The sequence below is a fragment of the Sphingobium sp. CECT 9361 genome (genome assembly GCF_918741285.1).
Lineage (GTDB): Bacteria > Pseudomonadota > Alphaproteobacteria > Sphingomonadales > Sphingomonadaceae > Sphingobium.
This window is the reverse complement of record NZ_CAKKNC010000004.1, coordinates 23,388-46,446: the sequence shown is the minus strand read 5'-3', so window position 1 is coordinate 46,446 and position 23,059 is coordinate 23,388. Positions and strand designations below refer to the sequence as shown.

26 protein-coding genes, 1 tRNA gene and 1 pseudogene are annotated in these 23,059 nt (G+C 62.9%); 13 read left to right on the top strand and 15 right to left on the bottom strand.

From position 1 onward, the window contains the following. Positions 1–24 precede the first annotated feature (24 nt). The 5 genes from ruvA to LQ220_RS08260 form a co-directional block, all read right to left on the bottom strand. Positions 25–630: a Holliday junction branch migration protein RuvA gene (ruvA, locus tag LQ220_RS08280; protein WP_230187819.1), complete on the bottom strand. Its 606-nt coding sequence runs from the start codon at positions 628–630 to the stop codon at positions 25–27. Between the two features lie 46 nt (positions 631–676). After that, on the bottom strand, positions 677–1,165 hold the full coding sequence (gene ruvC / locus LQ220_RS08275) for a crossover junction endodeoxyribonuclease RuvC (RefSeq protein WP_230188010.1): 489 nt from the start codon (positions 1,163–1,165) through the stop codon (positions 677–679). Then, positions 1,162–1,905 carry a YebC/PmpR family DNA-binding transcriptional regulator gene (locus LQ220_RS08270; RefSeq protein ID WP_230187818.1) on the bottom strand — a complete coding sequence of 248 codons (744 nt, stop codon included), beginning with the start codon at positions 1,903–1,905 and terminating at the stop codon, positions 1,162–1,164. Before LQ220_RS08270 ends, ruvC begins: the two co-directional genes overlap by 4 nt. Positions 1,906–2,011: 106 nt before the next feature. Further along, complete coding sequence (locus LQ220_RS08265; protein ID WP_230187817.1) at positions 2,012–2,926, bottom strand: dienelactone hydrolase family protein; 915 nt, start codon at positions 2,924–2,926, stop codon at positions 2,012–2,014. A gap of 62 nt (positions 2,927–2,988) precedes the next feature. Next, the gene (locus LQ220_RS08260; protein WP_230187816.1) at positions 2,989–3,405 is read right to left on the bottom strand and encodes a gamma-glutamylcyclotransferase family protein; all 417 of its coding nucleotides are present in this window, start codon (positions 3,403–3,405) and stop codon (positions 2,989–2,991) included. Positions 3,406–3,787: 382 nt separating this feature from the next. Here LQ220_RS08260 and LQ220_RS08255 point away from each other — a divergent pair, with 382 nt between their 5' ends. The 6 genes and pseudogenes from LQ220_RS08255 to LQ220_RS08235 all read left to right on the top strand — a co-directional run bounded on the left by LQ220_RS08255 (position 3,788) and on the right by LQ220_RS08235 (position 8,608). Continuing rightward, positions 3,788–3,970, top strand: a complete 183-nt coding sequence (locus LQ220_RS08255) for a PspC domain-containing protein (protein ID WP_230187815.1) — start codon at positions 3,788–3,790, stop codon at positions 3,968–3,970. Between the two features lie 342 nt (positions 3,971–4,312). Beyond that, positions 4,313–5,059 (top strand): annotated as a pseudogene (locus LQ220_RS08250) (sulfite exporter TauE/SafE family protein). 91 nt (positions 5,060–5,150) lie between these two features. Continuing rightward, the gene (locus LQ220_RS24890) at positions 5,151–5,276 is read left to right on the top strand and encodes a hypothetical protein (protein ID WP_281821643.1); all 126 of its coding nucleotides are present in this window, start codon (positions 5,151–5,153) and stop codon (positions 5,274–5,276) included. 15 nt (positions 5,277–5,291) lie between these two features. Next, entirely contained in the window at positions 5,292–5,591 is a 300-nt protein-coding gene (locus LQ220_RS08245; protein WP_230187814.1) for an alkylphosphonate utilization protein, read from the top strand. Between the two features lie 78 nt (positions 5,592–5,669). Next, positions 5,670–7,334, top strand: coding sequence for an MFS transporter (locus LQ220_RS08240; RefSeq protein ID WP_230187813.1), 1,665 nt, complete (start codon positions 5,670–5,672; stop codon positions 7,332–7,334). A gap of 65 nt (positions 7,335–7,399) precedes the next feature. Next, a complete protein-coding gene (locus LQ220_RS08235; RefSeq protein WP_230187812.1) occupies positions 7,400–8,608 on the top strand; it encodes a UbiH/UbiF/VisC/COQ6 family ubiquinone biosynthesis hydroxylase in 1,209 nt (402 codons plus the stop codon). Here LQ220_RS08235 and LQ220_RS08230 read toward each other — a convergent pair. The 3 genes from LQ220_RS08230 to LQ220_RS08220 are packed head-to-tail and all read right to left on the bottom strand — an operon-like array spanning position 8,605 to position 10,324. Then, positions 8,605–8,775 carry a Trm112 family protein gene (locus LQ220_RS08230; protein ID WP_230187811.1) on the bottom strand — a complete coding sequence of 57 codons (171 nt, stop codon included), beginning with the start codon at positions 8,773–8,775 and terminating at the stop codon, positions 8,605–8,607. The two genes, LQ220_RS08235 and LQ220_RS08230, sit on opposite strands and share 4 nt — an antisense overlap. Next, positions 8,772–9,410, bottom strand: coding sequence for an LON peptidase substrate-binding domain-containing protein (locus LQ220_RS08225; RefSeq protein WP_230187810.1), 639 nt, complete (start codon positions 9,408–9,410; stop codon positions 8,772–8,774). Before LQ220_RS08225 ends, LQ220_RS08230 begins: the two co-directional genes overlap by 4 nt. A 2-nt stretch (positions 9,411–9,412) precedes the next feature. After that, positions 9,413–10,324, bottom strand: coding sequence for a tetratricopeptide repeat protein (locus tag LQ220_RS08220; RefSeq protein ID WP_230187809.1), 912 nt, complete (start codon positions 10,322–10,324; stop codon positions 9,413–9,415). 209 nt (positions 10,325–10,533) lie between these two features. On the opposite strand from LQ220_RS08220, the gene LQ220_RS08215 reads away from it, so the two are divergent. The 4 genes from LQ220_RS08215 (at position 10,534) to LQ220_RS08200 (ending at position 13,088) form a co-directional block, all read left to right on the top strand. Beyond that, positions 10,534–10,608 (top strand) — tRNA-Gly (locus LQ220_RS08215). Between the two features lie 403 nt (positions 10,609–11,011). Beyond that, entirely contained in the window at positions 11,012–11,209 is a 198-nt protein-coding gene (locus LQ220_RS08210) for a hypothetical protein (protein WP_176592467.1), read from the top strand. Beyond that, complete coding sequence (locus LQ220_RS08205) at positions 11,209–12,387, top strand: nucleoside triphosphate pyrophosphohydrolase family protein (protein ID WP_176592466.1); 1,179 nt, start codon at positions 11,209–11,211, stop codon at positions 12,385–12,387. The genes LQ220_RS08210 and LQ220_RS08205 overlap by 1 nt, the downstream gene beginning before the upstream one ends. After that, positions 12,384–13,088: a uracil-DNA glycosylase gene (locus tag LQ220_RS08200; RefSeq protein ID WP_176592465.1), complete on the top strand. Its 705-nt coding sequence runs from the start codon at positions 12,384–12,386 to the stop codon at positions 13,086–13,088. Before LQ220_RS08205 ends, LQ220_RS08200 begins: the two co-directional genes overlap by 4 nt. Here the strand turns inward: LQ220_RS08200 and LQ220_RS08195 are convergent. The 5 genes from LQ220_RS08195 to LQ220_RS08175 are packed head-to-tail and all read right to left on the bottom strand — an operon-like array spanning position 13,055 to position 16,214. Continuing rightward, the gene (locus LQ220_RS08195; RefSeq protein WP_176592464.1) at positions 13,055–13,834 is read right to left on the bottom strand and encodes a hypothetical protein; all 780 of its coding nucleotides are present in this window, start codon (positions 13,832–13,834) and stop codon (positions 13,055–13,057) included. The two genes, LQ220_RS08200 and LQ220_RS08195, sit on opposite strands and share 34 nt — an antisense overlap. Beyond that, positions 13,806–14,486, bottom strand: a complete 681-nt coding sequence (locus LQ220_RS08190; RefSeq protein WP_230187808.1) for a C1 family peptidase — start codon at positions 14,484–14,486, stop codon at positions 13,806–13,808. The genes LQ220_RS08195 and LQ220_RS08190 overlap by 29 nt, the downstream gene beginning before the upstream one ends. Before the next feature lie 5 nt (positions 14,487–14,491). Continuing rightward, the gene (locus LQ220_RS08185; protein WP_176592462.1) at positions 14,492–15,502 is read right to left on the bottom strand and encodes an ImmA/IrrE family metallo-endopeptidase; all 1,011 of its coding nucleotides are present in this window, start codon (positions 15,500–15,502) and stop codon (positions 14,492–14,494) included. Positions 15,503–15,504: 2 nt separating this feature from the next. Then, positions 15,505–15,879 (bottom strand): helix-turn-helix transcriptional regulator, encoded by a 375-nt coding sequence (locus LQ220_RS08180; RefSeq protein ID WP_176592461.1) that lies wholly within the window; start codon positions 15,877–15,879, stop codon positions 15,505–15,507. Beyond that, complete coding sequence (locus LQ220_RS08175) at positions 15,876–16,214, bottom strand: hypothetical protein (protein WP_176592460.1); 339 nt, start codon at positions 16,212–16,214, stop codon at positions 15,876–15,878. The genes LQ220_RS08180 and LQ220_RS08175 overlap by 4 nt, the downstream gene beginning before the upstream one ends. A 476-nt stretch (positions 16,215–16,690) precedes the next feature. On the opposite strand from LQ220_RS08175, the gene LQ220_RS08170 reads away from it, so the two are divergent. Further along, a complete protein-coding gene (locus LQ220_RS08170; RefSeq protein ID WP_230187807.1) occupies positions 16,691–18,772 on the top strand; it encodes a ParB/Srx family N-terminal domain-containing protein in 2,082 nt (693 codons plus the stop codon). Positions 18,773–18,868: 96 nt separating this feature from the next. On the opposite strand, the gene LQ220_RS08165 is transcribed toward LQ220_RS08170, so the two are convergent. After that, a complete protein-coding gene (locus tag LQ220_RS08165; protein WP_255325819.1) occupies positions 18,869–20,506 on the bottom strand; it encodes a Na/Pi cotransporter family protein in 1,638 nt (545 codons plus the stop codon). Positions 20,507–20,735: 229 nt separating this feature from the next. Between LQ220_RS08165 and LQ220_RS08160 the strand changes: the two genes are divergently transcribed. Both LQ220_RS08160 and LQ220_RS08155 read left to right on the top strand, forming a co-directional pair. Continuing rightward, on the top strand, positions 20,736–21,401 hold the full coding sequence (locus LQ220_RS08160; protein WP_230187806.1) for a heme-binding beta-barrel domain-containing protein: 666 nt from the start codon (positions 20,736–20,738) through the stop codon (positions 21,399–21,401). A 387-nt stretch (positions 21,402–21,788) separates the two neighbouring features. Beyond that, positions 21,789–22,088, top strand: coding sequence for a DUF736 domain-containing protein (locus LQ220_RS08155; RefSeq protein ID WP_176592457.1), 300 nt, complete (start codon positions 21,789–21,791; stop codon positions 22,086–22,088). 55 nt (positions 22,089–22,143) lie between these two features. On the opposite strand, the gene LQ220_RS08150 is transcribed toward LQ220_RS08155, so the two are convergent. After that, positions 22,144–22,950 (bottom strand): methyltransferase domain-containing protein, encoded by an 807-nt coding sequence (locus LQ220_RS08150; protein WP_230187805.1) that lies wholly within the window; start codon positions 22,948–22,950, stop codon positions 22,144–22,146. Between the last annotated feature and the right edge of the window lie 109 nt (positions 22,951–23,059).

Sequence of the window (23,059 nt, the reverse complement as noted above, 5' to 3'; positions counted from 1 at the left end):
CATGACGGGCTGAGAGGAAGGCCCTCACTTCGCCGCCTTCCGCAACGCCAGCCGCACCAACGCATCCAGCGAAGCCCCTTCGCCCAGATCTGCCTCTGCCGCTGCTACGGCGGCGCTGGCTTCACCCGGCTTGAATCCCAAATTCTGCAACGCCGACACGGCATCGGCGCCGTGGCTGCCCGCAGGCATAGGCACCATGCCTGCACCAATCGAAACACCCGCTGGCGCCACGCCGATCTTGTCCTTCAACTCGTTCACGATCCGCATGGCGAGCTTCGGCCCCACGCCATTGGCGCGCGCGACCATCGCCTTGTCGCCCATCGCAATGGCGCGATGCACTTCGGCGGGTTCCAGCGCGGACAGGATGGCCAGCGCCACCCGCGCGCCTACGCCTTGCACGGCGGTCAGCAGGCGGAACCAGTCGCGTTCCTCTGCGCTCGCAAAGCCCATCAGGCGGATGGCGTCGTCGCTCACCAGCATTTCGGTGTGGATCGTCACTGCATCGCCGACAAAGCCCAGTGCGGACAGCGTGCGAGACGATGCGCCGACGAGGTAGCCCACGCCCCCGACATCGATAATTGCATGGTCTAAACCAGTGCTGTCGAGGCGGCCTGAAAGTTTCGCGATCATGTTATGTTCTTTAGCGTCATTTCGCGGAAGGACGCAACGGGAAGTGTCAGCGGCCTATCCGCCGCGCCGTTGCGCTATGGTGGGCGTGCGTGATCGCCACCGCCAGCGCATCCGCAGCATCCGGTCCGGCAATCGCTGCACCAGGGAGTAAGCGGCTGATCATCGCATGGACCTGATCCTTGCTCGCGTTGCCAACGCCGACGACCGATTTCTTGACCAGCCGCGCGGCATATTCGCCAACCTCTATGCCAGACTTCGCAGCGTTGAGCAGGCAAATGCCCCGAGCCTGTCCCAGCTTCAACGTCGATTGCGGATTGGCGTTGACGAACACTTCCTCCACCGCCGCCGCACTCGGGCGATACTGAAGAATAAGGTCAGTCAGCGCAGCATCCAGCGCCAGCAGCCGCGCGGCGAGAGCCGCCTTGGTGTCGGTCTTGATCTGGCCGTTGGCGATATGGCTCAGCCGGTTGCCGTCGACGGCGATCAGCCCCCAGCCCGTGGTGCCAAGGCCGGGGTCGAGGCCAAGCAGGATCAGCCGAGTTTCTCCATCACCTCTTCGGAGACTTCATAATTGCCCCAGACGGTCTGCACATCGTCGTCATCGTCGAGCACATCGATCAGCTTGAAAAGCTGCTGCGCGGCATCGGCTTCCAGTTCGACGGTCGTTTGCGGACGCCATGCGAGTTTCACGCTTTCCGCTTCGCCCAGTGCAGGCTCAAGGCCTTTCGCGACTTCATGGAGCGCATCCATGGCTGTCCAGATTTCATGCTCGTCTTCAGACGACGACACGTCCTCCGCGCCTGCTTCCAGCGCCGCTTCGAACACCGTGTCGGGATCGCCGACCTTCGCCGGATAAGTGATAAGGCCCAGACGATCGAACCCGTGGCTCACCGCACCCGATGCACCCAGATTGCCGCCATTCTTAGCAAAGGCCGTGCGCACATTGGTCGCCGTGCGGTTGCGATTGTCGGTCAAGGCTTCGACGATCAAAGCCACACCCGCCGGGCCATAGCCTTCGTAGCGGATTTCTTCGTAATCGTCTCCGCCGCCCTGCGTCGCCTTGTCGATGGCGCGCTGGATATTGTCCTTGGGCATCGACTGCGCCTTGGCCGCGTTGACGGCGGCGCGCAGGCGCGGGTTCATGTTCGGATCGGGCAGGCCCATCTTGGCCGCGACGGTGATTTCGCGGCTGAGCTTGGAAAACATCGAGGAGCGCTTTTTGTCCTGCGCGCCCTTGCGATGCATGATGTTCTTGAATTTGCTATGGCCGGCCACGGCCTGCTCCTGACATATCTGGTGGAACGAAGCGCGCTGTCTAGCGGGGCGGCAAGCGGCTGGCAACCACCGCAGAAATCTTCGATGCGATGGCTGCCGACAGCGCTCATTTCCTTACGTATTTGCCGAACCAGTCGAGCGTTGCGGTCCACGCCGCCTTCGCTGCCGGTTCATTATAGCTCGGGCGATAGTCCGCCATGAATCCGTGATCGGCATCGGGATAGACAGTGATGTCGGAGGGCGGAGCCTTGCCCAGCTCCTTCAGCTTCGCTTTCATCAGGTCGAGATCGGCAACCGGAATGCCTTTGTCCTTGCCGCCATATTGGCCCAGCACCGGCGCGTTAATCTTGGCGGCTTCCTCGATTGCGCTGCTCGGCTGCAACGGCGTCGGCTTGCCGACCACGCGCCCATAAAAGGCAACCCCGCCATCCAGCGCCTTGCTGTGTGCCGCGTACAACCACACCACACGCCCGCCCCAGCAGAAGCCGGTGATCCCGCGCCGCGAAGCATCCCCACCATTCTGGGCTGCCCAGGCGTAGGTGCTGTCGATGTCTGCCATCACCTGCGCATCGGGCGCCTTCGAAACGATGGTGTCGATGAGGATTTTAAAGTCCGCTTCCTTGGTCGCGTCGCCATGCCGCGCAAAGAGATCGGGCGCGATGGCGCAATAGCCTGCCTTGGCAAAGCGGCGGCATATGTCCTTGATCCATTCGTGGACCCCGAAAATTTCGTGGACGACGATGATGACCGGGGCAGGTCTTCCACCCTTGGGCTTTGCAACGAACAGCGGCACGGCAAAGCCATCAGTGGCTTTTACGCTGGCGGTCTGTTCGGTGATGTCCTCGGCATCCGTCTGGACCGTGGTCGAAGCCACCGGTTGACAGGCCGCAGCGAAACCGGCGGCGAAGGCTCCGCCCACCAATAGCTTGCGGCGATCCATCCCGGTGGATGCAATCCAGTTGCGGTCTTCGGGAAGGCGGTCGGTTGCTTCGACGCTATCGGGTGTCTTGTCGTCACGCATGGCACTCTCCTGATGGCTTCCCCCGCGCTCAGCCTACGCCATTGGAGGCGTGTTGCAACGGGTTAGCGCTCGTCGTCGAGAAAGTCGCCGCTTTCGATCCGACGAACCCCGTCCGTCGAATAGCGGTAAACATAGGTCCATGCCGGTATCGTCGCAGTGCCCATTCTTACATCTATGACGACACGCGCATATTCATGCGGTTCGGGGTTATGCGCAGCACATTCTTCGTAGTCGTCGAGGCCAGCGAACAGAGGAGCGTCATCTGCAATCTTGAACACATCCCCCTGAACCCATCCCGCAGCCGGATCGGGTACGAAGCCAGGATAGCCCTCCAGTGCGTATAATCTGCCGCGCGCTTGTGCCGCGCCTGTCCATGACGCATGCGTCGCCAGCCAATGCGCCATAGGTGAAATGCTGCCGCACCGCAGCGTGCCATAAACAAACAGGTGATCGACAGACAGCAACGACGAATTTGGCATGCCTTGGCTTAACGGACCAACAATGCTGAATCCAGTCTGACTATTTTCCTACGAAGCGATGAATTTTCCTAACCTGTGGGGATTATTTCCGCGGCGTTGTCGACCTTTGCCTCGCTAATCCCCGTATTTTCGGGGAAAACGCAAATTGGCACGACCCCTGCAATGAAGTCTGCATCAGCCGGATCGTCCGGCCGCACGCAAACAGGGAGTACCTACAATGACCTATTCCAAGCTTCAGAACGCCGCATTCTCGCTGGTCGCCGCTTTCGTCGTCGCCACCGTTTTCGTCAGCGCAGCCGTCGGTCCGGTTGTCACGCTCGCCTGAGCCGACGGCCCCGCCACAACCTTCAAACCGCAAACCGAACATAAGGACATATATATCATGGACCGCAGCTTCACTCTCGACCGCCGCAATGGAAAGATCATGGGCGTCTGCGCCGGTCTGGCCGAGCGCACGGGTGTCGATGTCGTGATCATCCGCCTTGCACTTGTATTACTGACGCTGCTGGCATTCGGACCGATCGGCGTGGTCGGCTATCTGCTCGTGGGCTGGCTCGCCAACTGATCCGGTGGGATGTCAGATACAAAAACGCCGCCCCGGCCATAGGCCTCGGGCGGCTTTTTGTCGGTCCGCACATGGCACGGACCTAAAAAACAGCAGGTTTCGAATTAGGCGTACAGAACGCCATAGAATGCGATCATCTGAGCGCTCAAGGCCACCAGTGCTGTGACACCATATGTTGCGTAACGCATTTTTAATTACTTTCTATTGAACGATAATTGCGGGATGGCGCAACTACTCGCGGGCCTATCTTGTCACAATCGCAAAAAGTGACGATGCGATTGCACATAACGCAACTCTTGTTTCCCGATGGCCCGCTGCTCGATATCCCGCTAGGGCGCGAAAATGTTGAGCGATCCCCTATTCCTATTCACCGCTTGTTTGGCGGTGATCCTCATCGGCTTTGCCAAAGGCGGATTTTCGGGCCTCGGTTCCCTTGCTACCCCTCTGCTAGCTCTTGCATGCGGGCCAGTGCAGGCTGCGGCCATTCTGCTGCCGATCCTGATCGCCGGTGACGTGGTCAGTGTCTGGTCGTTTCGGCATAGCTGGAACAGGCGGATCGTGGCGATCATGCTGCCCGGCGCGCTGCTGGGCATCGGCATTGGCTGGGCGATGGCGGCATCCTTGCCGGTGGCGGCCATCATGGCGGCTCTTGGGATAATTTCCATCGCATTCGGCGGATGGCGTCTGTGGGTCGAGCGCGGAGGCGCGGTGCCTGCACCTGCGCAGTCCTCGCCCATCATCGGCGCGGCGTTTGGCATTGCGACCGGCTTTACCAGCCAGATCGCCCACGCGGGCGGGCCGCCGTTTCAGATGTGGGTTTCTCCGCAAAGACTGCCGCACACCGAGTTTGTGGGCACCAGTGCCGTCCTGTTTGCCATCATCAACTGGGCCAAGGTGCCCGCTTATGTTGCGCTCGGGGAATTCAGTTCGGTCAATCTCACCATCTCTGCGGCGCTCATCCCCCTCGCGTTTCTGTCGACTCTGGCGGGGGTCTGATTCATCCGCCGGATGCGCGGGGACAAGTTTTACACGTTGGTTTACATTTTGATGATTGCACTTGGCGGCAAGCTTCTCATCGACGCATTTTAGCGGGGGAGGCCCAAGCGTCCGAATTCATGCTTCATAGGAAGGCCGATCTGCTATCTTCCGCGCCCACGCATAATATATAAGGATAAGCGCCATGGCCAAAGGACAGAAAAAGACGAGCCGCGAAGCGCGCAAGCCGAAGGCTGAGAAGCCGAAAAAGCCCAATGCATCCAATCCGTCGACCAAGCCCGGTGGCCTTAGTATTGTAACCATCAAGTAAACGAAGAGCAGAATAATGGCTGAAGAAGAATTCATCTACGACGAAGCAACGGGTGAATGGATCAATCCCTCGCAAGCGGCCAGCGTAGGCAATGACGATGCGGTTGCGGTGGTCGACGCGGTGGGCAATCCACTGGCCGACGGTGACAGCGTGACGCTGATCAAGGATCTGAAGGTCAAGGGTGCCGGGCAGACGTTGAAACGCGGGACGGTGATCAAATCGATCCGCCTGACGGGCGATGCGCAGGAAATCGATTGCCGCTTCGAAGGGATAAAAGGGCTGGTGTTGCGCGCGGAATTTGTCCGCAAACGCTGATACAACGCTTTCCTTGCCTGAAAACATGGTCTTGACGATAGTGTTGCACGGCATTCTTCGATAGGGATCGTGTCGCTTATGCCGACAACGACCGCAAGCCCGCCATCCATATCGCCGCTGCGCATCCCGATTTTTCGCGCTGTGTGGCTGGCCAGTATGGCGTCGAATTTCGGCGGCCTGATCCAGTCGGTCGGCGCGTCGTGGATGATGACGTCGCTGGCTACGTCCAATACGTTGGTGGCGTTGGTGCAGGCTTCGACGACGTTACCGATCATGCTCCTGTCGCTGTTGGCAGGCGCGATGGCCGACAATCTCGACCGACGCCTGGTCATGCTGTGGGCGCAGGGTTTCATGCTGGCAGTATCGCTGGCGCTCGCCGCCTTTGCCTGGGCCGGTTGGTTGACGCCCGTGCTGTTGCTCGGGTTCACTTTTCTCATCGGTTGCGGCACGGCATTCAATGGTCCCGCATGGCAGGCATCGGTCGGCGACATGGTGCCGCGCGCGACTCTGCCGGGTGCAATTGCGCTCAACAGCATGGGTTTCAACATTGCGCGGAGTCTGGGTCCGGCGATCGGCGGCGTAATCGTGGCGGCGGCCGGGGCTGCCGCAGCCTTCGCGATCAATGCGGTCAGCTATGTGGGGTTGATAGCGGTGTTGGTCGGTTGGCGGCCTGAGCGTGTGCCAAGGGTGCTCCCCCGGGAGGATATCGGCACGGCGATGGGTGCAGGCGTGCGCTATGTCGCCATGTCCCCCAATTTGCGCATCGTGCTGGTGCGGTCTGCCTTGTTCGGCTTTGCGGCCAGCGCAATCCCGGCATTGATGCCGCTGATCGCGCGCGATCAGGTGGCAGGCGGCCCGCTCACTTATGGTTTGCTGCTCGGCGCATTCGGCGTGGGGGCGGTCGGCGGTGCATTGGGCAGCGGTCGGTTGCGCAACGCCCTGTCGACCGAGTGGATTGTCCGGATCGCGGCAACCGCCCTGACGGTAGGAGCGGCGGTAGGGGGTGTCAGCACCCTTATGCCACTCACGCTGATGGCGCTATTTCTCGCTGGGGCGGGCTGGGTGCTGGCGCTTTCGACGTTCACCGTAACGGTGCAGATGGCTGCGCCCCGCTGGGTCGTCGGTCGCGCCGTCGCGCTTTACCAAATGGCTGCATTCGGGGGCATGGCGTTGGGAAGCTGGGTATTCGGCGAAGTGGCGGACATGCACGGCGTTGCGATCGCTCTTGCCGCTGCTGCAGCCGTGCAGGCATTGAGTGTGCCTTTGGGACTGTTTCTGCCTCTGCCGCAGGGGGAAGCTTTGAACCTGGACCCCCAGAACCGCTGGAGCGAGCCGGACACGGCCGTTCCCATCGAACCCCGCAGCGGCCCCGTGGTCGTTACGATCGAATATCGCATCCTGTCGCAGCATATTCGCGATTTTCTTGCGGTCATGAATGAGCGCCGCCGTATCCGTGTGCGCGACGGTGCCAGACACTGGACGTTGCTGCGCGATCTGGGTGACGAGAACCTCTGGATTGAGCGCTATACCGTGCCAACCTGGCTGGAATATATCCGGCATAATCAGCGGCGTACCCATGCCGATACGGCGAATTCCGATCTGATCCAGGCTTTGCATCAGGGGCCGAACCTGCCGCAGGTACACCGTATGATCGAACGCCAGACGAGCCTGTTCCTGCCTTCTCGCACCGATCCGCCGCCTGCCGCCATCGATCCCCTGACCGATCCTACGCGGTCGAGTTGATGCGATCCCTTTCCTTCCACCGCCGGACACCCTAAATCATAGCAAAGGTTTCAGGGGTTTTCGCGATGCAGCGGTTTGACGTTATCATTCTGGGCGGTGGGTTGGTCGGGCTGACACTCGGCATTGCGTTAACCAGGCATGGCGTGACCTGCGCAGTCGTCGATCCCGCGAATGCAGATGCTGCCATCGCCCCCGGTTTCGATGGACGAGTCTCGGCGATTGCCAGTGCGACGTGGAACATGCTTTCTGCCATTGGGGTCGGCGCGAAGATGGAAGGGAAAGGCTGCCCCATTGAACGCATTTGGGTCAGCGATGGCCTGAAACCGGGCGCACTCGATTTCGTGACGCCCGAAGGCGATGGCGCGATGGGCATCATGTTCGAAAATCGTGAGCTTCGTATCGCCCTGCGCGACGCAGCCAAGGAAGCCGATGGCCTTACGCTGTTTCAGCCTGACCGCGCTGTCACCGTGAACCGTGATGCCGACGGCGTCACAATGACGCTGTCCAGCGGCGCGGAGCTGTCCGGCGCGCTTCTGGTGGCTGCGGAAGGTCGCAACAGCCCTACCCGCGATGCCGCTGGTATGCGCGTCGCGCGATGGTCCTATGAGCATGTTGGCATGGTAACGGCAATCGAACATGAAGTGCCGCACGCCAATACCGCCTATGAGATTTTCTATCCCGGCGGGCCTTTCGCGCTGCTGCCGATGCAGCCAGGCAACCGTTCCGCAATTGTCTGGACGGTTCCCGCCAAACATGCGCCGGCCATGCTGGCGCTGAGCGATCGCGCCTGGCTTGCCGAAGCGCAGAAGCGAATGGGTGGTTTTCTCGGGGAAATCTCCCTCGTATCGCCCCGTTCCAGCTATCCGCTTGGCTTCCACCATGCCGCATCGATCACCGATACGCGCCTCGCCCTCGTGGGGGACGCGGCGCATGGCATTCATCCGATTGCAGGGCAGGGGCTGAACCTTGGCCTGCGCGATGTGGCGACCTTGACCCAGGTTCTGGTCGAAGGAATGCGACTGGGCCTCGACCCGGGCGACGCGCAACTGCTGACCCGGTATAAACGGTGGCGCAGCCTGGATACGTTGAGCGTCGCGGTCTCCACCGATGGCCTTGTTCGATTGTTCGACATGCACGGCAAGCTGCCGTCGGCCATACGCCGCTTCGGTCTTGGCGCCGTTCAGAAGCTGACGCCGCTCAAGGATTGGTTCATGGCCGAAGCGCGCGGCGAATCGGGCGCATTGCCGAAGCTTTTGCTGGGCGAAGCCGTTTAATCGAGTGGCTGTGCCGCTCGCGCCAGCAGTATCGGTACGCCGTTTCTGACGGGGTAGGCCAGCCTTGCCGTGTCCGACTCCAACGCGGTGCGGTCCTCGCTCAGACGCAAAGGCGTCCGGCTTACCGGACACACCAGCTTTGCGATCACATCCGGCGCTATGCTCATTGGAGCGTAGCGTGACCGTCACTATCGGTGCGACCGAAAAACTGCATCAATTGGATGGTTCGCTCTGCGCGTTCGCGAAGCGACATAGCCTCCAGCAGCACTTGCTTGGACGCCGGATCGAACGGCGCTATCTGCGCAATGCCATTCACCAGCGAAGCGTCGTCCAGCCGCGATACCGCTTCCCAATCGACGATATAGCCCTGTGCCTGCGCAAAGCGTTGCGACTCCTGTTCCAGCGCCGCCCGTTCTATCGACGCCAGCACATCGTCATTCTGCACCGCCAGGCTTTCGACCTCCGCTTCGACCTGCCGAAAAGGCGTCGTGACATCCAGCTCCTTGATGATCCGAAAGCGCGCGATGCCCGTCAATATGATATTGAACCGGCCGTCCTCCAGCGCTTCGAACTCCCCGATGTGACCGACACAGCCAATCCCATAGAGCGCTGGCTTGTCGGGGTTTGTCTTCCCACTAGCCCCATCGCCACGCGGCTGAATCATGCCGATCCGCCGATCCCGCGCCATTGCATCGCGCACCAAAGCGCGATAGCGCGGCTCGAATATATGCAGTGGCAATTGCATGCCGGGAAACAGCAGCGCTCCCGTCAGCGGGAACAGCGAAATGCGCTGGGCTGGCATCGTCAGCCGAACAGGATCGCGGAAAGGCGACGGCGTTGGGCGGATACCCAGGGGTCTTCCAGGCCTACCGCCTCGAAAACCTTCAACAACTGCTGACGCGCCGCGCCCTCATTCCAGTCACGATCGCGCGCGACAATGTCCAGCAAAGCGTCTGCGGCAGCATCGCGATTGCCGTTCGCCATGTGGCCTCCGGCCAGCGCGAATCGTGCTTCATGGTCATCGGGATCGGCGGCAAGACGCGCCTCCAGACCGGACAGGTCTTCCACAGGCTTGGTATCCACGGCCAGTGACAAAGCCGCGCGCGCCCGCTCGATTGGCTGCTCCTTGGCAACATCCTCCGGCACCGCGTCCAACACGGCTTGCGCCTGCTCGGTCTCGCCCATCGTCACCAGCGCGCGGATCTGACCCGAAAGAACTTCGGCATTGTCCGGCGCCATATCGCCGATCTGGCGAAATATCGTCAATGCGCGCTCGGCTTCGCCTTGCGCCAGCGCTTCCTCACCCATGGCGATCAGCGGCGCAATTTCCTGCGCCTGTGCCTTGTCTTCCGATTCGATGGGGAGCTGCGCGAGCAACTGATCGAACATCTGCTTGAACTGGCCTTCGGTGCGCGCCTGGGTAAGGTCGGCAACGGGTTGTCCCTGGAAAATGGCATATACCGTGGGGATCGACTGCACGCGAAATTGCGCCGCGATAAAGGCATTTTCATCCACGTTGATCTTGACCAGCTTGACGCCCTTGGTGGCATATTCTGCGCACACCTTCTCGATGACTGGCGTCAGCTGTTTGCAAGGGCCGCACCATTCCGCCCAGAAATCGACGATAACCAGCGATGTACGCGATGGATCGACTACGTCACGACGAAATGCCTCGACGGCCAGCTTGTCACTTTCGCTCATCCCTAGCGTTGCCAATGATCGTCTCCTGTGCGGTAGTAGGCAGAATTACGGTCCTTATGTGGGGGATCACTGCTGCTGCGCAAGCCATGCGAACGAAAACGCCCTGCTTACAGCGATTTTGCCACTGTTTTGCAAAAGGGTCAAAAACACGCTTGCCGCATCGCGAAACCGATGCTAGTTGCCGCGCCTCACCCGCCGGAAGGACTTGTTCCCCGGCCGCCAGAGCGGGCGTAGCTCAGGGGTAGAGCACAACCTTGCCAAGGTTGGGGTCGAGGGTTCGAATCCCTTCGCCCGCTCCATTTTTCATTAAAGAAAACAGTGGATTAGCGGCCTTCGGGCGCTTTTTCGTTGGAGACAATGCTGGGCGCGGAGGCCGTTGTCTCCATAATGTCTCCAGATAATTGCCAGAAATAGGCCACCCATAGCGTTGACTAGCGAAAGTTGCGTCAATTGGCCGTGTCGCGAAGCAACCCGTCCGCTCTGCCTGATAGGCCACTGGCTGGAGACAATGGCCGATCCGGGCTGGAATCAGGCAAGTGTGGTGACAACACTTGCCTGGCGACGCCGAGCCGACAGCGAGAGTCCGCTGTCCGCTCTCTGTCCGGGTGCTTTCCCGCATCCCTCAAGCTCCTCCGCGATCGTATTACTCCCGCGAGCAATTCGTAGCTTCATAGTTTCATGAAACTATGATTTAATGTTTTCATGAAACAAGCGGAGGCTCGCAGCGATGCCGATGACGAGCATCTTCAAATTCAGGTCCCAGGGGTGACTAAGCGCGATCTTGGTCAGCGGGCGCTCGACGCCCGCGAACCGATCCGCATGATCGTACTGCGGGCGCTCCAAGCCTACGGCGTCAATGTGCCCCCGGAGGCAATCTCCGATCGCCGGAAGCGCAGCTGATGGCGGACGAGTTTGCGGCCCTGACGATCGATGACTATGCCAAACAGGCTGCTCGCACGGACCAGCGAAGCGGGAAAAGCGCACTCGGATTCTCGATGCTCGGTTTGTTCGGCGAAGCGGGAAGCCTTCTAAGCGAGGCCAAGAAGAAACAGCGCGATGCTGCCTCCTACCTCGGCTATGCTGATGCCGTTGCCGAGGAACTTGGCGATGTTCTTTGGTATCTCGCGGCCGTTGCGCGTCGCAGTGCGCTGGAGCTTAGCGACATCGCGGCGAACGCCGCGCGTGGCGACGATGAGTGGCGGGCCGGAGGCAACGGCGCCTTGAGCTTCCATGCGCTCCAGCCCGCCCATATTCCGCTGGCCAAGGCGCCCATGCCGCAGTTCGAGCACACGCTGCTCGCGCTCGCCGGCGAGGTTGGCGTCCTCGTCAATGGCTTCCAATTGGGGGCGTTGACGCGAGACAAGGCGATGCTCGCCGGTCAGCTTGTAGCGGTCATGCGCAGGCTGATCCAGGCCGCCAACGATTCCGGGGTTACGATTGAGGCCGCAGCCGTCAAAAACCTCCATAAGATCTTTGACCGCTGGCCCCGCGAGAAAGTCTATCCGGCACCAACCGATGCGACGATGGACCCCGAGGAGCAACTCCCTCGGCGGATGACGATCGACGTCTATGAGCGCACGGTTCGCGGCCAAACCTTCGTCTATCAGCGATCAAGCGGCGTCTACGTCGGTGATCGGCTCACCGACAATGCGGTCGAACCCGACGATTACCGCTTCCACGACGTCTTTCACTATGCGCATGTGGCGGTCTTGGGCTGGTCGCCTGTCATCCGTGCGTTGCTGCGCCTGAAGCGCAAGAGCGACCCCAAGCTCGATGATGCGGAGGATGGTGCGCGGGCCATCCTGATCGAGGAAGGCGTCACCTCGTGGATTTTCGGTCAGGCCCAGCAGCTTCGCTACTTCGACAAGGTAAAATCAGGCGGCCTGCCGCTGGACATGCTCAAGCATGTCCGCCAGTTCGTCGCTGGCTACGAATCCGAACGCTGTCCGTTGTGGCTCTGGGAGGAAGCGATCCTCCAGGGCTACGCGGCCTTCCGCTTCCTCCAGAAACACCGGCGCGGTCGCGTTACGATCGACTTCGCCCATCGTCGCCTGCGTATCAAGGAACTGCCGTCATGAGCCCTAAGCATTTCGTTTCCACTCTGGCGGCAACCGAGCTTCCTTCTGTTTTCAATCCCTGGCGTGACCGTTGCGCCGTTCATGACCGGCGCGACGCGGCCGCCAAACGGCGCGACAATCTGGAACGGCTACTGACCGCTGCCTTGGACGCGAAGGTGGAGACAATCTGGATTGCCCGCGACCTCGGCTATCGCGGCGGCCGGCGCACGGGCGTTCCCCTCACGGATGAGATTCATCTCGACAGGGCGGGCGCGTTGATGGGCGGCATCGCACTTCAACGTGCGACGCAAGGCCCGGCGGTCGCTGAGCGGACGGCGGCGATTGTCTGGCGCGTGCTCGAACAAATCGGACAGCCGGTCATGCTCTGGAACGTCTTCCCATTCCATCCGCATGAAGCGGGCGATCCCTTGTCGAACCGTTGTCATACCCGTGGAGAACGTGAAGCGACCTGGCCTTTGCTTCAGGCGCTGATTGCCATGCTCCAGCCCCAGCGCATTGTCGCGATCGGGCGCGATGCTCACCTAGCCCTTGGCGATGTCGGTATCCCGACGACGGCCGTCCGCCATCCGAGCTATGGCGGGCAGCGCGACTTCATCGAAGGCATGTTTGCGATGTACGGAATTGATGGCAGCGCTCTCGAAACGCCGCGCCTACCATTGGAAGCGCCTTATGCTGCGGCGAGGAGCTGCGCGCTCGCCTGATCGCAGCGCGCAAAAAGCTCCTGGAGATCACCGCGATTCCATTTGCCGGTGTCTATCTCGGCATGGGTAGAGACGATCGTCAGCGGTCCAAGCCCAACCCGCCCCTCCTTGGCGATGAACGACTGCAACCTACCCAGGCCGATCAGATTGCCCAGTAGCTTTTCGATGTAGAAATGGTTGCGGTAGAACGCCGTCATGGCGATCCGGCGTTGATCGCCTTTGCCGATCAGCTTGAGGCTTGCGAAGCTCAGACACTGCCCGCCGTAAGGCGAATCGTTCACGTCGCGGGCAGGGTCGAAAATGCTCAGCTCGAACTTGTTGAGGGCGCGCACCTTCGGATTGCGCAGGCGCTTGACGATCCCCCAAATCTGATTGATCGGCGGCCCGTCGAGTTGGGGCAACTGCATCATCCGCTCGAAATAGTAGCCCGACCAGGCTTCCTTCAACCTGACCTTCGGAAGCACATTGTCCCGGAACCGATCGAAGAAGAGCGGCGCGCCATGGCGGTGGTAGAGCGCTGCCGGAAAGATCGTGTTGGCGACCGTCTCAATCGGCTTCTTGCCCCGCCCGGCGAGAAAGGCATCTACCTCCGCGACCACGGGATCGGCGAGCGTCGCGCGCGCCGAGGGATTGGCAACGTCGATGATGACATTATAGGCTTGATGGCCGGTTGTGCCATCAACTGCCCGCACCGCCTCGCGCCACGCGGAAACGCAGTCAGGCTGCGAGGGTACTGGAAGATACATCGACTGCCTCCATCAAATTCGCTGTGGCGAAGAGCCGCGGCGCCAGGAACCTTTCCGTGAGCCATGCATGTCCGTCGAGGCCCCATCCCGTACCCCAGCTATTGCGGACGAGAATTGCGGCTGTGCCGTCGACCTTGCCGTGGCCTACGGCGATCACGGCATGGCGCTGGCTCGCCTCAGGCTGCTCGTCATTGGCCGGATCGACGACACCATCGCCTGTCGGCATGAAGAAGGAGCGCGAGAGCATCGTCAGAATCACGACTGGCCGACCCGTGTCGAGCAAGGCGATGATCGAGGCGAGATTCTTCGTCCCCGGCTGGCCATCGCGCCCATAGCGATCCCCGACCACAGCAGGCGGGTTCCACAGGCCGTGATCTTCGGGGACGGCTTCAAGATAGGGCCAGCCATGTTCTTCAGGTTGTCCGTCGCCGCGCAGCGCATCGAGCATCGCCGACAGCAGCGCGCCTTGTGCCGGCGATCGGCCCGCACGTCGCTGGGCATGATAGAAGGCAAATTCGCAGGATAGCGGCGCCCATCCATCACGCAGCCCGGCATGAGCATCGCTTGCGGCAAAGGCCAAGCAGGTAGGTCGCGCTCCCTGATCGCGCGCAGCACCCAACAAGGGCCGAAGATCGGTCGTGATCTCGATCATGGGAGCTAGGCGGCCTCAAGCAGATGCCGCCGCTCGGCGCGCGAAAGACCTTCGGGTTCGGGGCCGGTCAGGTCGAAGTCGAACGTCAAATGGGCCAACGCCGGCACCGGCTGCCATGGCCGCCGTTCCTCGATCGACATCCGACCCCGTTGTGCCGCTTCAATGGCGGCCGTGACCCGCCGAACGATCGGCCCGCCGATCCCATCAGCATCGACCGCTTCGCGGTCGTCGCGAACGATGGCAAAGCCGCTCGCGATAAGCTGGTCAAAATCCCACAGATACCCGCCACCGCTATGCTCCTTGAGCCGGAGCACGAACAGGTCGTTGCGGCTCCCGTCGATTCTCGTGCCGGCATCGCGTTCGGTTAGGAGCCAGACGTCGCCACGATAATTGGCTGGTCGATAATCCTTGAGCAGATCGACCTTCAGCGCACGCGGCTGCGTCCGCAGCAGATCGGTCATGGTCGATTGCGAGATCAGATTGTAGCGCAGCAGCGTTCGGCACGTCGCTTCGTAGCTGGCCCCCAAGCGCAGCGAGAGTTGATACACGACGTTGGGACGGCGGAAATCATCGACCTGCCAATCCTGGCGCGCGCTGTGTGACAGGATCAGCCATTTTGGCATCATGAAGGCGATAGCAAAGGCGTCCGCCTCGGTTTCCTGAAACAGCCCACCGGGCTCGGGCGAGTTCGGCATCCGCCGCAAGATGCTTTCGTCATCCAGACTGGGTTGATGTTGCATCGAGAAATGGCCCAGCTCGTGAGCGGCCGTGAAGCGCTGAATGCTCATTGGCCGCTCCGTCGTCACCAAGACGCCATGCGCCGGCGCGCTCAGATAGGCACCGAGCAGCCCCTTGAGTGGCCGGAGCAATAACGGCAGATCGACCGCGTGGATCGCGCTGAACACATCGACATTGCCGCCCTGCTGTTCAATCACTTCGCGCGTATTCAACTGCCGATGTAGCCGCCCAGCGGCCATGGCCCCGGCGCGAACCGCGCTCGCGTAGTCGAGCGCCATGGTCAGCTCTGTCCTCCGCCTGACCGCGCGCGCAGATAGTCGGCGAAGCGGCCAAGCTCTTCGCGGTCCTGCGTGGACAGATCGGCAACGCGCCGCGCCAAATGTGCGACATCTGCCGGCAGGCTGGCCGAGGCTTCGTCCTCGCCAGTGAAATAGCCTACCGACTGCCGATACAGCCGCGCGAGCCGAGTCAACTCGATCGCCTCGACGCGGCGCTGCCCGTTTTCAATATCGGTGAGTCCCGTGCGCGGGATCTTGAGATAGGCCGCTACCTCTTCTTGTTTCAGGCCCAGATATTTCCGGGCCTCGCGCAGTCGCTCCCCCAAGCGTCGCCGCTCCTCCTCGTCGTCCTCGTGACGCAATGCGAGATTGGTCATGGTTTCGATCCTTTCTTGCGAATCCATACGCGCTCGATCTTGGGGACAAGATGTTCGAGCGCAGCTTCGATCGAACTGTAGCCACCCGTGCGGACGATGCTCTCGCGCAGTTCGAAGCCGACAACAGGTTCAAGCGCACACAGCGTGTCGACGACCGACAGCGAATCCATCGGAATGGGAGCCTTGATGATCTTCGGATTATCCGGGGGAAGCGGAATGCCGCGAACCTGCGCCTCCGCCTTTGCCACTTCGATCAGCTCAGCCACGAGCGTCGCAATGACGTCGTTCGTGGGGAATGCTACCGTAACCGGCTTGGTAGGTGCAATTGTCGCCATCTACGCCTCGCACGATTTGCCTACATAGGCTATATGTAGTGTCGGATATTCCGACATGCAAGAGAGAAGTAGTGATGTGAAAGTCATGGCGCCTCCCTGCGGGACCGCCGCCCTATCTCCGCTGCGCTTCGACCGAGTCCCTGACGGGTCTCATCCCATGCGGGTGACGACCGGACTGGCGTGGGGCGCTCGTGCGCCCATGGGTCAATCCGCCATGCGGATCGGGGTTCTTCCCTCTGCGGAAATCGCGCCAGGGCGTTCGCCGGCCCGATCGCGTTGATCGTTGCACTCCCGCTATGGGATGGGCGTCGCTTCCCTTTAGGCCCGCCGCGCCGGGCCGCAACGCGCGTGGCCGCGCTTACCTTCTCTTTGTTCCAGCCCTTCGGGTGCGTCCCGGCTCCGCCGCCGGGCCTGCCGGTCGCTCTTTCGCCGCCCACCCCATTCCGGGGTGCGTGTGGTTTTGAAGGAGAAGTGTGATGAACGCTGTTACCGAAACCGCAGCCGCCGAGCCTGTGTCCGGCATCGAGATTTTCGTGCCGCTTGCCAAGCTCAAGAAGTCCCCGCGTAATGCCCGCAAGGTGCCGCATGGGGAGGCCGCCATCGCGGCGCTGGCCGCTTCCATCCAGCACAAGGGGATGATCCAGAACCTTGTCGTGGAGCCCGAGGTCAAGGCGGACGGGACGCCGACGGGCTGCTATTTCGTGACCGCTGGCGAAGGCCGCAGACAGGCGCAGTTGCTGCGCGCCAAGCGCAAGCAGATCAGGAAGTCGGAGGCCATCCGCTGCTGGTTGGACACGCAGAATGATCCGGCCGAGGTCAGCCTTGACGAGAATGTCACCCGGACGCCGATGCACCCCGCCGACCAGTTCGAGCGGTTCGCGGAGCTTTCCCGCGACAAGGGATGGGGCGCGGAAGAGATCGGCGCGCGGTTCGGGGTGTCCGCCCATGTGGTGAAGCAGCGGCTTCGCTTGGGCGCTGTCAGCCCGAAGCTGTTGCAGGTCTATCGTGAGGACGGCCTTACGCTGGACCAGCTTATGGCCTTCGCCATCACCGAGGACCACGCCCGTCAGGAGCAGGTGTTCGAGAACCTGCACCACAATCGCGAGCCGTGGATCATCCGCCGCGACATGATCGCGAGCAATGTTCCGGCGACCGACCGGCGCGCGGTGTTCGTCGGGGCCGACGCCTATATCGAGGCGGGTGGCAATATCATCCGTGACCTGTTCAGCGAGGATCGGGGCGGTTTCTTCGAGGACGTGGGCTTGCTCGACATGCTCGCCATCGAGAAGCTGCGCGAGGTTGCCGCCGAAGTGCAGGCCGAGGGCTGGAAATGGACCGAAGCGCATATCGACTATCCCCATGCACACGGGATGCGGCGCTTCTATCCGCAGACCGTCGCCCTGTCCGACGAGGACGAGGCGCGACTTGATGCCCTGTCCACCGCGCATGACGAACTGGCAGAGGGCTATTCGTCCTATGACGAGATGCCCGAGGACGTGGCGGCTAAGCTGGAGGCGATTTCCGACGAGATCGACGCGATCTCCGAGAAGCGCCACGCCTACGACGCCAACGTGATCGCGCATGGCGGGGTGTTCGTGGTGCTGACCCATGACGGCGTTCCCCGTCTCGAGCGCGGCTTTGTCCGGCCCGAGGACGAGGCGCTGGCCGACCCGCAGCCCGAGGAGGAGGGCGAAGGCGAAGCCATCGGGCGGGAAGCCGTCGAGGACGAGCAGGCCGAGGACGGCGACGAGGACGTGCAGGGGATCGAGGAAGAGGACGGGGAACCGGGCAAGCCGATTTCCGACAGCCTCACCCGCGACCTGTCCGCCCATCGGACGCTGGCCTTGCGTGTCGCCCTTGGAGAGCGCCCCGGCATGGCCTTGATCGCCCTGACCCACACGCTCACGGCGCAACTGTTCTACAGCTATGCCGAGGCCGGTTGCCTTGAGGTTCGTCCGACCGTGACGCCGCTGGGCAGCCACGCGGACGGGATCGAGGACACCCCATTGGCGGCGCGAGCGAGCGAGCAACACGAGGCTTGGGCCGAGCGGATGCCGCGTAACGTGGCCGACCTTTGGAGCTTTGTCGTCGGGATGGACGACGACGAGCGGCTGGCGCTGCTGGCGCATTGCGCGTCCCGCACCGTCAACGCCCTGCGCCTCCCGTGGGATCGCAAGCCCCCCTCGCTGCAAACGGCGGACAGGCTGGCGCGCGCGCTGGCGCTGGATGTGGCGAAGGACTGGACGCCCACCGTGGACAGCTACCTTGGCCGCGTCACCAAGGCGCATATCGTGGAGGCCGTCGCCGAAGGCGTATCGGAGGATGCCGCGCGCCGGATTGCGGACATGAAGAAGCCGGACATGGCGCAAGCCGCCGAGCAGCTTCTGGCTGGGGCCGGCTGGCTTCCCGCCGTGCTGCGGACGCCCGAGCCGGAGGTGGACCAGCCTGCGCCCGTCGAGGCCGGGGATAGCGGGACCGTGGAGCAGCCGTTCGCAGCGGAGGCCCCCGATACCGGAGCGGAGGACGGCGAAGCGTTCTATGCCGTCGCCGCCGAATAACGGCATGGGCCGGGGCCGCGCGAGCGGTCCCGGCCTTCTTTCCGTCGCCACCTCAAAAAACCGCGGCCGCGCCCTTTGCCGGGCGCGGCCGCTCGCTCATTTGAGGGTCCGCAATCTTGTGGGGAGCAGATCGCCCCGTTGCTTGAGGATCGGATAGGCCGACGCCTCGATCAGATGGCCGCTGACCCGCTTGAGATCGCGCAGCGCATCGAGATGCAGCGCGCTCGTCTCCACCGTTTCCACATTGCCCGACCGCAGCCGGTCGAAATGCGCGGCGGTCGCTTCATCCTCCAGGCGGCGGAACCCGTCCTTCTCGGCCGCCAACGCCCGCGCGGCCGTCACATCGCCGCTCAGGAACACCGCCGTCGATTGGTGGAGCGTCTCCACGAGTCGATCGACCTGCGAGATCAGATCCGCCGTCCCCTCACGGGAAAAGGCCAGGCCCCGCTTGATCCGGCGATTGGCGACGCCCAGCAGGCCGCGGTCGATCAGGTCGCCGGCCTGTTCGAGATTGATTGAGAAGGTGAGAATGCGGGCCAGCTTCTCATTGTCCGCCTCGTTCAGACGCGCCGTGTCGATCGCCAGCAGGTTTTCCTTGATCGCACGGTTGAGCCGGTCGAGCCGGTCATCCAGCGCTTTCGTCTCCTCGATCCGCCTGCGGTTGGGGTTGGCGAGCGCCTCGCGCAGGCCGGACAGCATTTCCTCCAGCACGTCGGCCATGTGCAACGCCTCGCGTGTCGCGCCGGCGAGCGCCCCCGTGACCGGGGCGCCGACCGCCACCGACTGGAGATAGCGCGGCGTGTCGGGTCCGACCTGTTCGGGCCGCGACGGCAGCAGCCGTTCGAGAAGCCGCGCATAGGGCGTAAGCAGGGGCAAGAAGATCAGCGCCAGCGCCAGATTGAAGCCGGTGTGGAAGTTCGCGATGGCCCGGCCGGGCGCGCTCTCGATGCTCGTGATTATCGGCGCGACCCACGGATAGATCGCCAACACCGCCAGCACGCCGACCACGCGGTTGAGCAGGTTGCCGATCGGCAGCCGCCGGGCGCCGGGATCGCGCGCGCCGCCCTCCAGCACCGGGTTGATCGCCGTGCCGATATTGGCGCCGAGCGCCAATGCGATCCCGGCGGGCACGGTCAGCGCGCCCTTGGTCGCGAGCGACATGGCGAGCAGCACGACCGCCACGCTCGAATGCGACGCCCAGGTCAGGACGATCCCGAGCAGGACGATGAAGACGAAATGGGTCGAGAGCATCGCAACGAAGCTCTGCGTCGCCTCCATCGCCGTGAGCGCGTCGAGCAGGCTCAGGAGTTGGTGGAGGGCGAACAGCATGAGCCCGAGGCCGATGAAGATGCGGCCCGAATCCCGCGTCCCGGCCTGTCCGCGCCGGAACAGGAGATAGCCGATCAGCACCAGGATCGGGGCGATGATCGAGATTTCGAAAGCGAGAAGCTGGACGATCAGCGTCGTGCCGACATTGGCGCCCAGCATCACGGCGAGGCCCGGCGCGAGCGCCACCAGTCCCTCGGACGCGAAGCTGGTGAGCATCAGGCCGGTGGCGGTGCTGCTCTGGAGCAGCGCGGTGACGCCGAGCCCGGCGAGGAAGGCGCTGAACTGATTGCCGAGTCGATGGGCCAGGAAGGATCGCAGCCCCGCCCCGAGCGCGCGCTGCGCGCCGGTCTGGACCATGTGGACGCCCCACAGCAGAAGCGCGACGATGCCGGCAAGATCGAGCAGGGTCAGCGTGATACTCGTCGATCATACTCCTCAATAGGCGCGACACCCGTCGATGCGGGGGCGCTATTGTCACCCGCGAGCGCGCGCCCGCGTCGAACGGCCGGCGACCAGAGCCCGTTCACGACATTCCCGGTTGCGCTGGCTATGGTCGATTTCCGACAGACGAATCGAGACGGGCGCGGAAGCGCCCTGAACGGAGGCTGCTAGTCCGACGAGAGGAAGGAACCATATGGATATACCGGACGACATCTTCACCGAACCCGATGCAGCTTCCGACACCCTTGCTAATCTCGGACCGCTCCGCCGTTTGGCCGGGATATGGGAAGGTCATCGTGGCGTCGATCTCAACCCCAAGGCCGATGGACCCGAACAGCGGGACTATTATGAGCGCATCGAGATTCAGTCGATCGACGCGCAGACCAACGGTCCACAGCTCTTCTACGGCCTGCGCTACCACGTCCACATCAACACCACGGAAGAGCAGATCGCCTTCCACGACCAGGTCGGCTACTGGCTGTGGGAGCCGGCGACCGGCCTCATCCTCCAGACCGTGGCGATCCCGCGCGGCCAGATCGCCATCGCCGCGGGACAGGCGGAGCCGGACGCCACCAAGCTGATCCTGAAGGCCGAGCGCGGCCAGACCGAATACGGGATCTGCTCGACGACCTTCCTTGAGCTGGCCTTCCGCACGGACTCCTATCAGATCGAAGTCGATTTCCACGCCGACGGCTCATGGAGCTATGTGTCCGAGACCAGCCTGCTGGTGCGTGGGCGTGACACGCCGTTCCTGCACCGCGATACGAACACCCTGACGAAGATCGCCGAGCCGGACCTGAACCCCTGGGCGCGGATCATGCGCGACACGCAGAAGCCTTCCCCTGGCGGCGGCGCCTGATCCGCCGCTCCGGTAGCGGGCGTCGGCCCCGCCTGTTGTCCCGCACGTCCGTCCTCGCGTGAGCGACTGAGGCTGGATACTCCTTCCACCGAAGCGCCCGGTGCTGCGGATTCGCCGAGCACGCCTGTCGCCACCTGAGAACTGCCGTCGCCGCGCCACACGGCCTCTCCAATGGCTTGTCTGACCGAGGCTGATCGCCTTCCCGCAAGGGCGGCGGGCGGCTTTTTTCCGCCGCCTTCGGCTTTGCATCGCGAAGCAAAAAAGCCGCCCGCCGCCCAACCTCCACTGCGTTCCAGCCGCAAGCGGTGCGGGGTCGATCGCGCCCCGACCAACGCCGAGCCATCGAGGCCGCGATGGGCGTGGCCCGAGCAAGCAGGAGATTACGACATGGCTACGATCGGCACCTTCACCGCCAACAGCAAGGGCGAGTTCAACGGCGTCATCAAGACGCTCACCCTCAGCACCAAGGCGACCCTTCGCCCGGTCGAGAAGGAAGGCGAGAAGTCCCCCGACTTCCGCATCAGCGCCGGCGACATGGACATCGGCGCCGCCTGGAAGAAGACCAGCCGCGAGGGCCGCGACTACATCTCGGTCAAGCTGGACGATCCGAGCTTCCCGGCTCCGATCTACGCCACCCTGGTCGAGACCGAGACCGCCGGCGAATACGCCCTCATCTGGTCGCGCTGAGCGGCCGACGACGCCCCGCTCCACAGAGCGGGGCGTCTTCCCCTATTGAACGCCGTCAACTTAGCGGATTGTGCGCCGCGACGATCCAGGCCGCGCCATCGATCATCACCGACCGCTCGCCGGGACGTCCGGCGAGAGCGCGCGACAGCGGGCCGACCTCGAACGCCATCTCCACCGCGTCGTCGATCGCCGCGTCCCGCGTCGCGCCCTGGCCGAACGGGATCGAGTCGTCAAAGGGCGCGATAGTGATGTCGCTATACCCGGCCGCCGTCAGGATGCGTGCGACGCGATCCCGGTCCCCGAACGAGAACGGACCAGGCGCTTCGGGGTCGGGCGGCGCAGGCGGCGGGATGATGTCACGGATGGCGCTCATCGGCAGGCGCACCCAATCGTTCTCGGCCGCACCGCGCCAGCAGACGAAGGCAAGCCGGCCGCCGGGCCTGAGCGCGCGGCGCATATGGGCGAAGGCCGGTACCGGATCATCGAAGAACATCACCCCGAAGCGCGAGAATAGAATGTCGAACGCGCTTTCGGGCAGCGGCGCGCTGCCGACGTCGGCCACCTGAAACACGACCGGCGCCTCCTTCGGCATCAGCGCGCAGGCCCGTTCGATCAGCGGCTCGGATATGTCCACGCCCAGCACTTCGCCTTTCGCGCCGACGCGAGCCGCCAAAGCCAGGCTCGACGCGCCCGCGCCGCAGCCGACGTCCAGCACGCGCTCGCCCGCCCTTGGCGCGGCGGTCTCGATTGCAGCGTCGCCGAACACCGCCAGCATGGCGTCGAGCCGCGCCTGGTTGGCGACCCAGCGCTCCCCGCTGGGGCCGTTCCAGTCGGCGACCTGATAGGTGTTCTGCGCTGACATCGCGATTCCTAATTGAGAATTATTCGCAAATAGGCTATCCGAACGGTCGAGGCAAGGGGAGCCGAACCGAGGAGAGCGACGCCATGACCGCCCGGCAGGACCGATCCAT

Excerpts from the sequence above, each read along its gene's own strand:
- LQ220_RS08230 (WP_230187811.1), bottom strand. The coding sequence starts at position 8,775 with ATGAGCATAGCGCCGGATGTGATCGCAAAGCTGGTGTGTCCGGTAAGC.
- LQ220_RS08260 (WP_230187816.1), bottom strand. The coding sequence starts at position 3,405 with ATGCCAAATTCGTCGTTGCTGTCTGTCGATCACCTGTTTGTTTATGGC.
- LQ220_RS08180 (WP_176592461.1), bottom strand. The coding sequence starts at position 15,879 with ATGACCAATCTCGCATTGCGTCACGAGGACGACGAGGAGGAGCGGCGA.
- LQ220_RS08265 (WP_230187817.1), bottom strand. The coding sequence starts at position 2,926 with ATGCGTGACGACAAGACACCCGATAGCGTCGAAGCAACCGACCGCCTT.
- LQ220_RS08200 (WP_176592465.1), top strand. The coding sequence starts at position 12,384 with ATGAGCCCTAAGCATTTCGTTTCCACTCTGGCGGCAACCGAGCTTCCT.
- LQ220_RS08210 (WP_176592467.1), top strand. The coding sequence starts at position 11,012 with ATGAAACAAGCGGAGGCTCGCAGCGATGCCGATGACGAGCATCTTCAA.
- LQ220_RS08170 (WP_230187807.1), top strand. The coding sequence starts at position 16,691 with ATGAACGCTGTTACCGAAACCGCAGCCGCCGAGCCTGTGTCCGGCATC.
- LQ220_RS08205 (WP_176592466.1), top strand. The coding sequence starts at position 11,209 with ATGGCGGACGAGTTTGCGGCCCTGACGATCGATGACTATGCCAAACAG.
- LQ220_RS08240 (WP_230187813.1), top strand. The coding sequence starts at position 5,670 with ATGCCGACAACGACCGCAAGCCCGCCATCCATATCGCCGCTGCGCATC.
- LQ220_RS08255 (WP_230187815.1), top strand. The coding sequence starts at position 3,788 with ATGGACCGCAGCTTCACTCTCGACCGCCGCAATGGAAAGATCATGGGC.
- LQ220_RS08155 (WP_176592457.1), top strand. The coding sequence starts at position 21,789 with ATGGCTACGATCGGCACCTTCACCGCCAACAGCAAGGGCGAGTTCAAC.
- LQ220_RS08245 (WP_230187814.1), top strand. The coding sequence starts at position 5,292 with ATGGCTGAAGAAGAATTCATCTACGACGAAGCAACGGGTGAATGGATC.
- LQ220_RS08195 (WP_176592464.1), bottom strand. The coding sequence starts at position 13,834 with ATGTATCTTCCAGTACCCTCGCAGCCTGACTGCGTTTCCGCGTGGCGC.
- LQ220_RS24890 (WP_281821643.1), top strand. The coding sequence starts at position 5,151 with ATGGCCAAAGGACAGAAAAAGACGAGCCGCGAAGCGCGCAAGCCGAAG.
- LQ220_RS08190 (WP_230187808.1), bottom strand. The coding sequence starts at position 14,486 with ATGATCGAGATCACGACCGATCTTCGGCCCTTGTTGGGTGCTGCGCGC.
- LQ220_RS08225 (WP_230187810.1), bottom strand. The coding sequence starts at position 9,410 with ATGCCAGCCCAGCGCATTTCGCTGTTCCCGCTGACGGGAGCGCTGCTG.
- LQ220_RS08175 (WP_176592460.1), bottom strand. The coding sequence starts at position 16,214 with ATGGCGACAATTGCACCTACCAAGCCGGTTACGGTAGCATTCCCCACG.
- LQ220_RS08235 (WP_230187812.1), top strand. The coding sequence starts at position 7,400 with ATGCAGCGGTTTGACGTTATCATTCTGGGCGGTGGGTTGGTCGGGCTG.
- ruvA (WP_230187819.1), bottom strand. The coding sequence starts at position 630 with ATGATCGCGAAACTTTCAGGCCGCCTCGACAGCACTGGTTTAGACCAT.
- LQ220_RS08160 (WP_230187806.1), top strand. The coding sequence starts at position 20,736 with ATGGATATACCGGACGACATCTTCACCGAACCCGATGCAGCTTCCGAC.
- LQ220_RS08150 (WP_230187805.1), bottom strand. The coding sequence starts at position 22,950 with ATGTCAGCGCAGAACACCTATCAGGTCGCCGACTGGAACGGCCCCAGC.
- LQ220_RS08185 (WP_176592462.1), bottom strand. The coding sequence starts at position 15,502 with ATGGCGCTCGACTACGCGAGCGCGGTTCGCGCCGGGGCCATGGCCGCT.